Origin of the sequence: Allobosea sp. CER48 (assembly GCF_044752385.1) — a bacterium.
GTDB lineage: Bacteria > Pseudomonadota > Alphaproteobacteria > Rhizobiales > Beijerinckiaceae > Allobosea.
On sequence record NZ_JBIWYK010000088.1, the window covers coordinates 1 to 9312 of the forward strand.

Sequence of the window (9312 nt, forward strand, 5' to 3'; positions counted from 1 at the left end):
CGGATCGCCGATCGGCTTCAGCGCGAGGCCGTGACCACGATCTCGATGATGGCGCCGCCGCCGAGGTCGGCCACGCCGACCGTGGCCCGCGTCGGCATCTCCTCGCCGAAGAAGCCGGTCCAGGCCGCATCCATCTCCTTCTTCTGCGAGAGGTCGGTGACGAAGATCTGCGCGGCGACGATGGCCTTGCGGTCGAGCCCGACCTCGCCGAGATAGCCTTCGATCTTGCCCAGGATGTTCTGCGTTTGCGGGCCCATCGACTGCGTGGTGTCGTCGGCGATGACGCCGCCGACGAAGACGAGATTGCCGGTCTCGACGATGCGGTTCTGGATGGGCGTGCGGATGGAGCGCTTGATCGTCATGGGTCTTCTCCTGAGTTGACGTTCAGTGGGCGGTCGTGAAGCGGGCGATGCCGAGGCCGTCGATCGGCACGTTGGAGCGGCCGGTCGCGATGATCTCGGCCATCACGGCGCCGGCCCCGGGGCCGAGCTGGAAGCCGTGGGCCGAGAAGCCGAACTGGTGATAGACGCCCTCATGCTTCTGGCTCTTGCCGAAGACGGGCAGGTCGTCCGGCATGCGCGCCTCGATGCCGGCCCAGGCCCGTACGATCGGCGCGCCGCGCATGATCGGGAACAGGTCCCAGACGGTGGCGGCGCTGGTCGCGAGCTTCTTCCAGTCGAGCAGCGTGACGTTCTCGTCTCGCAGCGGCGTGCCGAGATGGCCGCCACCGATCAGCACGGTGCCGTTGCCGAACTGCTTGAAGGAGAGCTTGCGCCCGCGCAGGATCACCACGGGCTTGATGAAGGCCGGCAGCGGCGCGGTGATCATCAGCATCGGCGCTATGACCTCGAGCGGCACCGGCTCGCCGAGATCGGCGGCGATGCGGTCGGCCCAGGCGCCCGCCGCGTTGACGATGCGCGGGCTGAAGAAGTCGCCGGCACTGGTCACGACGCGCCAGTTCGGCCCATCCTTCAACACCTTCGTGACGCGGACGCGCTCGCGGATATCGGCGCCGAGGCTCGCGGCCTTGCGCTTGAAGGCCTGGGTCGCGCGCAAGGGGATGGCGGCGCCGTCGCGCCGCGAGATCACGCCGCCGGGGCAGCTTTCGGAGACGGCCGGCACGATCTCGCGCAGCTCCCTGGCGCCGATCATCTCCTCGTGATGGAAGCCGCGCAGGACGAGGTCGTCCACGCGGGCGCGGCAATTGGCGAGATCGACATCGTTCTCCGCTACCAGCACCTGCCCGTCGCAGGTGAAGCCGCAATCGTCCTCGACCAGGTCCTCGATGTTGTGCCAGAGCGCCATCGAGGCGTTCGACAACGGGATCTCCGCGACATGCCGCGCAAGCTGGCGCACGCCGCCGGCGTTGACGCCGGAGGCATGGCGCCCGGCATGATCCTTCTCGATCAAGATGACCGAGAGCCCGCGCAGGGCGCAGTGCAGCGCCGTCGAGCAGCCATGGATGCCGCCGCCGATGACGATGACGTCGGCGCTGTTCCGAGGAGCCGTCACCGCACGACGGCTTTCACCGCGGCCTCGGTCTGAGGCAGCGCCGCAAGCTCTGCCAGGGTGACCGGCTTGACCGGCGGGCGCAGGCGATAATAGCCAACCTCTTCCGGCGTGGTGCCGCGCGTCTGCGCGATCAACTCTACGACGGTCGGCCCGCACAACCTTCCCTGGCAGGGACCCATGCCGCAGCGCAGGAACGCCTTCATCTGGTTGGGGCCGGTGACGCCGAGGCGGGCGGCTGCATCGCGGACCTGGCCCGCCGTGACCTCCTCGCAACGGCAGATGATCGTGTCGTCCTTGGGCGGCGCCAGGAATTGCGGCGCCGGCTTGTAGAGCAGGTCGAGGAAGCGCCGGCCATGGAGCAGCCGCGTCAGCGCCGCGCGGAGCGGAGCGGCCTGGCGGTCCCGCTCGCCCTCGCTCAGCTTGCCGAGCCGAGACGCCGCGCCGAAAGCCGCGATCTCGCCGCGCAGCGCCGCGGTTTCCGCCCCGCCGATGCCGGCGCCGTCGCCGGCGATGGCGATGCCCGGCACGCTGGAGGCAAACCAGCCATCGACGCCGGGCACGAAGGCATGCTGCTCCTCGTCGAAGGCGTGCGCGCAGCCGGCGGCGTTCGAGAAGTTGACGCTGGGGATCACACCCTGATGGAGCAGCAGCGTGTCGCAGGCGATCGCGCCCTGCCGTCCGCCCTGTTCGAACTCGATCTGCCGCAGCGTGCCGTCGCCCTTGGCCGACAGGCTGGTAACGTTCGAGACGAAGCGCAGCTTGCGACGTGCGGCCGCCATCAGCTTGAGCCCCTTGGCGAGATAGGGCGAGCGCAGGAAGTCGGGCAGGGCGGCGAGCGCCTTTCTCCAGTTGGCTGAAGGCGTTGTGTCGAGCACGGCGACGATCTCGCAGCCCGCCGCAGAGAGCTGGCTCGCCAGCAGATAGAGCAGCGGTCCGCAGCCGGCGATGACGGTGCGCCCCGCCGGCACGATCCCGGCGCCCTTCAGGGCGATCTGCGCAGCGCCCGCCGTCATCACGCCGGGCAGCGTCCAGCCCGGAATAGGGAAGGGGCGTTCCTGCGCACCCGTGGCAAGGATGACATGCTTCGCGCCGATCATGCGCGCCTTGCCGTCAAGCGAGAGGCCGAGCTCGAAGGTGCCGGGCGCAGCCTCGTCAGGCGCGATCGACCAGACCGTGCAGCGCGCCGCATAGGAGGCCTGCGAATTGTCGAAGCGCGCGACGATCTCTGCGCCACGCCAGTAATCGTCGCCGAGGATGGCGCGATCCCTGACCGGCGTCGTGGTGACGGCGCGGTAGATCTGGCCGCCGGGCGCCGGGTTCTCGTCGGCGAGCAGGACGGACAGGCCGAGCCCGGCCGCGCGCGTCGCCGCCGAGAGGCCGGCGGGGCCGGCGCCGACAACAACGAGATCGTAGGACGCGGCGAACTGCTCGATGCTTGCGACCGGGTTCATTCCGCTGCCTCCGTGAAATGGCGACGGCCGTGCTGGGTCTCGATCCGCATGCCCTCGGCCAGCGGCACGAGGCAGCCCTGCCGGTTGCCGACGCCGTCGATCACGACAAGGCAATCGAAGCACACGCCCATCAGGCAATAGGGCGCACGGGGCGTATCGGAGACAGGCGTCTCGCGGCAGGCGACGATGCCGTTCGCGAGCAGGGCGGCGGCGACGGTATCGCCCGAACGGCCGGTCAGAGGCTTGCCGTCGAAGGTGAAGCCGAGACGGGCAGCGTCGGCGCCGCCTGCTCTCGCCTCAGCTATGGGCCGGAACATGGAACCTCCGCGCGGTAAAGGACGCCACCGCCTCCGGCAGCGTGCCGGCAAGGATCGCGGGGGCGAGGGTCAGGGCGTGATTGGCGGCCAGCGTCACGCCGGAATGGCAGGTGACGAGGAAGGCGCCGGGATGGCTTTCGGACTGGTCGTAGAGCGGGAAGCCGTCGGGGCTCATCACCCGAAGCGCCGACCATGTCCGGACCACGTTGAGACCTGCCAGCCGCGGGAACATCCTTACCGCGCGGTCGGCCATCGCCGACAGGATCGGCTGCCCGACGGCCGTGTCGAAGCCGCGGTCCTCCTGGCTGTCGCCGATCATCACGCCGCCCTCGTCGGTCTGGCGGACGGTGACCATCGGATTGTGCAGGAAGGCCTCTGTCTTCTCGGTGACGATGATCTGGCCCTTGCTCGGCTTCACCGGCGCGTCGAGCCCGACCATCGGCGCCAGCCGCGCATTGCCGAGGCCGGCGCAGAGCACGACCTTGCCGGCCCGCATCTCGCCCCAGGAGCCGGTGATGGCGAAGCCGCCATCCTTCGGCGCTATGCTCTCGACGGGGCTGTTCGGGCGGTAGTCGACGCCGCGCCTGGCCGTCGACTCGCGCAGGGCCCGGAAGAGCTTGAGGGAATTCACATGGCCGTCGAGCGGGGAGTAGACCGAGCCGACGACACCGGGGCCGATCGCTGGCAGGCGCCGCTTCGTCTCGCCGTGATCCAGCACCTCGTAGGGAAAGTCGCTGAGCGGCTGGCTGTTGTGCAGCCGTCGCATCGCGCCGACGCGCTTGTCGAGCTCGTCCTCGGACAGGCAGAGCATGAAGCCGCCCGGCTGGCTGTGCGCGACATCGATGCCGGCCTCGCCGTGCAGGATGCTGGCGAGTTCATGCCAGGCATCGGCCGAGCGTCGCGACCAGAGCGCGTAATCGGGCATGCCGAAGCCCTTGGACTGCACCCAGACCAGCGCGAAATTCCCGCGCGACGCGCGGAAGGCCGTATCGCCTTCGTCGAGGATGGCGACGCGGGCGCCGCTGCGGGCGAGGCCGAGCGCGATCGCACCGCCGACCACTCCGCCGCCGATCACGGCGACATCGGGTTCTGTGGACATGCTGGGCACTGGATCAGCCTTTTCCGGTTCCGACGAACAGCCGGTCGAGGCCGAACAGCCTGTCCAGCGCGATCAGCAGAACGGCGGTCAGGGCGATCAGGCAGGCGGAGACGGCTGCGATGAGCGGGTCGATATTGTCCTGGATGTAGAGGAACATCCGGACGGGGAGGGTGGTGGTGGCAGGCGAGGCGATGAACACGGTCATCGTCACCTCGTCGAAGGAGTTGATCGCGGCGAGCAGCCAGCCAGACACGACGCCGGGCAGGATCAGCGGCAGCGTCACCCGGCGGAAGACCGTGGCGTGGCTGGCGCCGAGCGAGACGGCGGCATCCTCTATGCGTCGGTCCATGCCGTAGGATGCGGCCAGCACCAGCCTCAGCGCGAAAGGCAGGATGACGATGATGTGGCTGAGGACCAGTCCGAGGAAAGTGCCGGAGAGCCCGATCTGCGTGAAGAAGCGCAGGAAGGCGATGCCGAGCACGACATGCGGCACCATCAGAGGCGACATGAACAGCGCCGTCATGGCATCCCGCCCGGGGAAGCGATAGCGCGCGATGGCGAGGGCGGCCGGCACGGCGATCAGGATCGCGAAGGTCGAGGACAGCGCCGCAAGCCAGAGCGAATCCCGGAAGGCGCGCAGGAATTCCGGATAGTCGAAGATCGCCCTGAACCAGCGCAGGCTCCAGACCTTGCCGGGCAGAGAGAGATACCCCTCCGGGGTGAAGGCGACGAGGCAGACGACGGCCAGCGGCGCCAGCATGAAGACGATGAAGAGCCCGTGGAACAGGATCGCGTAGGGACCGTTGCGGCTCATTCGAACACCTGTGCGTAGCGGCGCTCGACGAAGCGGTTGGCGCCGACGGTGAGGATGACGAGCGCGAGGAGCAGGAGCACGGCGACCGCCGCTCCGAGCGGCCAGTTCAGCGTGTTGAGGAACTCGTCATAGGCCAGCGTCGCCGCGACCTTGAGCCGCCTGCCGCCGATGATGGCGGGTGAGGCGAAGGCGCTGGCGGCCAGCGCGAAGACGATGATCGAGCCGGAGAGGATACCCGGCGCGATCTGCGGCAGAATCACCCGCCGCCAGATCGTCAGGCGGTCGGCGCCGAGCGAGAGCGCGGCATTCTCGATCTGCGGATCGAGCCGCTGCAGCGAGGCCCAGACCGCGAGGATCATGAAGGGGATCAGCACATGGACGAGCGCGATGACGACGCCCGTCTCGGTGAACATGAATTCGAGCGGTTGGGCGATCAGCCCGAGTGCCATCAGCCCACGATTGACGAGGCCGTTGGAGCCGAGGAGCAGCGCCCAGCCCAGCGTACGGGCCACGACCGAAACCAGCAGCGGGCCGATGATCGCGAGCAGGCAGAGGCCGCGCCAGGCCGGCGACATCCGGTTCAGGATATAGGCTTCCGGCACGCCGACCAGGATCGCGAACAGCGTCACCAGCACGGCGATGCGCAAGGTGCGCAGGAAGACCTCGAGGAAATAACTGTCGCTGAAGATCTCCTGGAAATTCTTCAGGGTGAGCTCGGCGACGATGCCCTTGTACTGCCCCCAGTCGTAGAACGAGAGCAGCACCGTCATGCCCAGCGGGATGATGACAAGGCAGAGGAAGATGGCGAGCGCGGGCCCTGTCAGCCAATAGGGCGTCGTGCGGGCGGGAAGGGCATGGCTCATGCGTCAGCGCCCTCCGGAATCAAGGCGGCGTCCGTGGCACCGAAGCTCAGCTTCACGCTCTGGCCTTCGCCGGGGACAGAACTGCCGTCATTGTGCCGGATCAGCGTGACCGGGCCGGCGGCGCTCTCTGCCGTCAGCAGCCAATGCGTCCCCTGGAAGACGCGCGAGGTGACGCGGGCAGCGAAACCCGGCGCCCCGTCGGCCGCGAAACCCAGGCGCTCCGGGCGCACGGCGATGCGCGCCGGGCCGGAGCCGGCGCCGGCGAGCGGAACCGATAGGGCTTCGATCACGACATGGCCGCGGCCGTCGCCGGTAGCCGCCAGCACATTGGTCTTGCCGAGGAAGTTGGCGACGAAGGCGCTGGCCGGTGCGCCATAGACCGCATCGGGCGCGCCGATCTGCTCGACGCGGCCGCGATTCATCACGACGATGCGGTCGGACAGCGCCATCGCCTCGTGCTGGTCGTGCGTGACGAGGATGGTCGTCGTGCCGATCGAGCGCTGGATCTGGCGCAGCTCGCCCTGCATCTCCTCGCGCAGCTTGGCGTCGAGATTGGAGAGGGGCTCGTCGAGCAGGAGCAGCGAAGGCTTGATCACGAGCGCCCTGGCCAAGGCGACGCGCTGCTGCTGCCCGCCCGACATGCGGCGGGGATAGCGATCCTCGAACCCCTTGAGCCCGACCAGCGCCATCGCGTCGAGCGTTCGCCTCTCGCGCTGCGCCTTCTCGACGCCGCGCATTTCGAGGCCGAAGGCGATGTTCTGCGCCACCGTCATATGCGGGAAGAGCGCATAGCTCTGGAAGACGATGCCGAGGCCACGCTTGTTGGGCGCGACGGCACCGAGATCGCTGCCGTCGAGCAGGATCCGGCCGCGATCGACAGAGGCGAATCCGGCGATCATCTGCAGCGTCGTGGTCTTGCCGCAGCCGGACGGGCCGAGCAGCGAGATGAATTCGCCGCGTGCGACCGAGAGGTCGAGGCCTTCGACCGCAACGGCGCTGCCGTAGGACTTGCCAAGGCTTTCGAGAACGAGGTGGGACATGGGCTCTGGACGTTTCGTGAGGGGGCGCCGAAACACCGCCGCCGTCCCGGGCTTGATCCGGGATCCATCGGTGGGCGTTGCGCGCCATGATGGATCCCGGATTTCCGCTTCGCTGCGTCCGGGATGACGACTGGTTGGATCAGGGGGGCTTTACCGCTCGATCTCGCGGTTCCAGCGCCTGGTCCACTCCTCGCGCCTGGCGTTGGCGACGTCCCAGTCGACGGCCTTGAGCTTCTTGACCTCCTCGCCATAGGGCAGGCCCTTCTGCTCCTCGGGAGTCAGCGTCACCGTGACATTGGCGGGGCCGAACCCGGCGCCGGTCGCCATCACCTTCTGGATCGGAGGGGACAGCATGAACTGGATGAAGGCGTTCGCTTCGGCCGCGTTCTTCGAGCCCTCGATCGGGCAGGCAGCGACGCCGAGCGCATAGCCGCCCTCCTTCGGATAGACGAATTCGACCGGGAAGCCGGTATCCGCGAAGGCCTTGACCCGGCCCGAACCCCAGACGCCGAGCACGGCCTGGCCGCTCTGGAACAGCTCGGTCATCTTTGCCGGCGAGGGCTCATAGGCGACGATATTGGGGTTGATCTCGTCCTTGAACGCCTTGAAGCCCGGTTCGATGCTGCTCTCGCCGCCACCGCCGATCTGGGCGAAGGCGATCAGCGCATGCAGGCCGTAGGTGTTGTTGATCGGCGGCACCACGACCTTCTTGCCGTAGGTCTTCGCCTTCAGGTCGTTCCACGAGGTGGGCGCGGGCCACTTGTTCTCGTCGAAAACCTTCTTGTTGTAGAACAGCCCGGTGCCGACGAGGCCGAGCCCGACGCCCTTGTTGGACTTGAACCTCATAACCGGCGCGACGTCCTTGTAGACGGCACCGTCGGTCAGCGTGCCGCAGAAGCCCAGCGCCACTGCCTGATAGGCCGGGCCGTCATCGACGATGGCGACATCGATCTGCTGGTTGCCCTTCTGCGCCTGCAGCTTGGCGAGCGTATCTGTCGAGTTTCCGGCGACGTATTCGATCTTGACGTTGGCCTGCTTCTCGAAGGCGGGAATGACCTCCTTGCGCATGGTCTGCTCGTAGGACCCTCCGTAGCCTGCGACATAGAGCGTCTTCTGCTGGGCGAACGCGGCCGATCCCGCCAGCGCGGTTCCGGTGACAAGAGCAAATGTGATGGCAAGCTTCACGGGTTCCCCTCCTCGTTTTCGAGTGATGCCATCAGGTTCAGGGCAGATTTTGAACTGGTCAAATCGAATGTTTGGCTTGGGACATTCTGAAATGTTATGTCTGCTTGCAACCGAGGGCAGGCCATGCTGAATCCCCGCCAGATCGAGGCATTCCGGACGGTGATCGTGACCGGAGGCATCACCGCGGCAGCCCAGGCGCTGAACGTCACGCAGCCGGCGGTGACGCGGCTGGTCCAGGATCTGCAGTATGCGCTCGGGCTCACCCTGTTCGTGAAACGCGGCGCCCGGCTCGTGCCGACCAGCGAGGCGCTTACGCTCTATCGGGAGGTCGAACGGCAATTCGTCGGCCTGGAGCGTATCGAGAACGCGGCCCGCAATCTGCGCGAGGGGCGCGCCGGTTCGCTGCGGGTGGCGGCTCTGCCCGCTTTCACCGTCGGCTTCCTGCCGCGCTTGGTCGGCCGCTATCTCAAGCAGAGGCCGGACCTGGAGATCGCCATCTACGGCAGCATTTCCACGCAGGTCGTCGATTGGGTAACGTCCGGCTTCTGCGAGGTCGGCTTCGCGCAATTGCCGCTGGATTTTCCGGGGATCGATATCGAGATCATGCCTGCGACAGCGCCCGTCGCCATCCTGCCGACGGGACACAGGCTCGCTGCCAAGGCCGAGCTGGCGCCGGAGGATTTCGCCGGAGAGCCATTCGTCTCGCTCGAGCAGTCGACGCAGCTTCGCTACCGCATCGATGCGCTGTTCTCGGCGCATCGCGTCGCTCGCCAGACCCGCGTCGAGACCCCGCTGTCGATGATCGCCTGCGGGCTTGTGGCCGCCGGCGCAGGCCTCTCCGTGGTCGACCCGTTCACTGCGGCCGAATATGTGGGCAAGGGCGTCGAGGTGCGGCCGCTCAATCCGTCGGTGACCTACGACATCGCCACGATCTGGGCTGCCGGCCGCTTCCGCTCGGCGGTCGCGCAGGATTTCGCCGACCGCTTGCGGGCAGAGGTACTGGCCTATACCGGCGAGATCGCGCCCGCTTC

Annotated in this window: 10 protein-coding genes; 1 reads left to right on the plus strand and 9 read right to left on the minus strand. The window is 67.8% G+C overall.

All coding sequences use genetic code 11. From position 1 onward, the window contains the following. Positions 1–17 precede the first annotated feature (17 nt). The 9 genes from ACIPIA_RS05550 to ACIPIA_RS05590 all read right to left on the minus strand — a co-directional run bounded on the left by ACIPIA_RS05550 (position 18) and on the right by ACIPIA_RS05590 (position 8281). Positions 18–362: a RidA family protein gene (locus tag ACIPIA_RS05550; protein ID WP_400507462.1), complete on the minus strand. Its 345-nt coding sequence runs from the start codon at positions 360–362 to the stop codon at positions 18–20. Between the two features lie 22 nt (positions 363–384). Then, entirely contained in the window at positions 385–1512 is a 1128-nt protein-coding gene (locus ACIPIA_RS05555; protein ID WP_400507463.1) for an NAD(P)/FAD-dependent oxidoreductase, read from the minus strand. Then, on the minus strand, positions 1509–2963 hold the full coding sequence (locus tag ACIPIA_RS05560; RefSeq protein ID WP_400507465.1) for an FAD-dependent oxidoreductase: 1455 nt from the start codon (positions 2961–2963) through the stop codon (positions 1509–1511). Before ACIPIA_RS05560 ends, ACIPIA_RS05555 begins: the two co-directional genes overlap by 4 nt. Then, on the minus strand, positions 2960–3280 hold the full coding sequence (locus ACIPIA_RS05565; protein WP_400507467.1) for a (2Fe-2S)-binding protein: 321 nt from the start codon (positions 3278–3280) through the stop codon (positions 2960–2962). The genes ACIPIA_RS05560 and ACIPIA_RS05565 overlap by 4 nt, the downstream gene beginning before the upstream one ends. Next, entirely contained in the window at positions 3261–4379 is a 1119-nt protein-coding gene (locus ACIPIA_RS05570) for an NAD(P)/FAD-dependent oxidoreductase (RefSeq protein ID WP_400507469.1), read from the minus strand. Before ACIPIA_RS05570 ends, ACIPIA_RS05565 begins: the two co-directional genes overlap by 20 nt. Positions 4380–4392: 13 nt before the next feature. Then, positions 4393–5193: an ABC transporter permease gene (locus tag ACIPIA_RS05575; RefSeq protein WP_400507471.1), complete on the minus strand. Its 801-nt coding sequence runs from the start codon at positions 5191–5193 to the stop codon at positions 4393–4395. Further along, entirely contained in the window at positions 5190–6056 is an 867-nt protein-coding gene (locus ACIPIA_RS05580) for an ABC transporter permease (RefSeq protein WP_400507473.1), read from the minus strand. The genes ACIPIA_RS05575 and ACIPIA_RS05580 overlap by 4 nt, the downstream gene beginning before the upstream one ends. After that, positions 6053–7096 (minus strand): ABC transporter ATP-binding protein, encoded by a 1044-nt coding sequence (locus tag ACIPIA_RS05585; RefSeq protein WP_400507474.1) that lies wholly within the window; start codon positions 7094–7096, stop codon positions 6053–6055. Before ACIPIA_RS05585 ends, ACIPIA_RS05580 begins: the two co-directional genes overlap by 4 nt. A gap of 150 nt (positions 7097–7246) precedes the next feature. Continuing rightward, positions 7247–8281, minus strand: a complete 1035-nt coding sequence (locus ACIPIA_RS05590) for an ABC transporter substrate-binding protein (protein ID WP_400507476.1) — start codon at positions 8279–8281, stop codon at positions 7247–7249. Between the two features lie 123 nt (positions 8282–8404). Between ACIPIA_RS05590 and ACIPIA_RS05595 the strand changes: the two genes are divergently transcribed. Further along, positions 8405–9312, plus strand: a 908-nt coding sequence (locus ACIPIA_RS05595; RefSeq protein ID WP_400507478.1) for a LysR substrate-binding domain-containing protein, incomplete at its 3' end; no start/stop codon positions are given.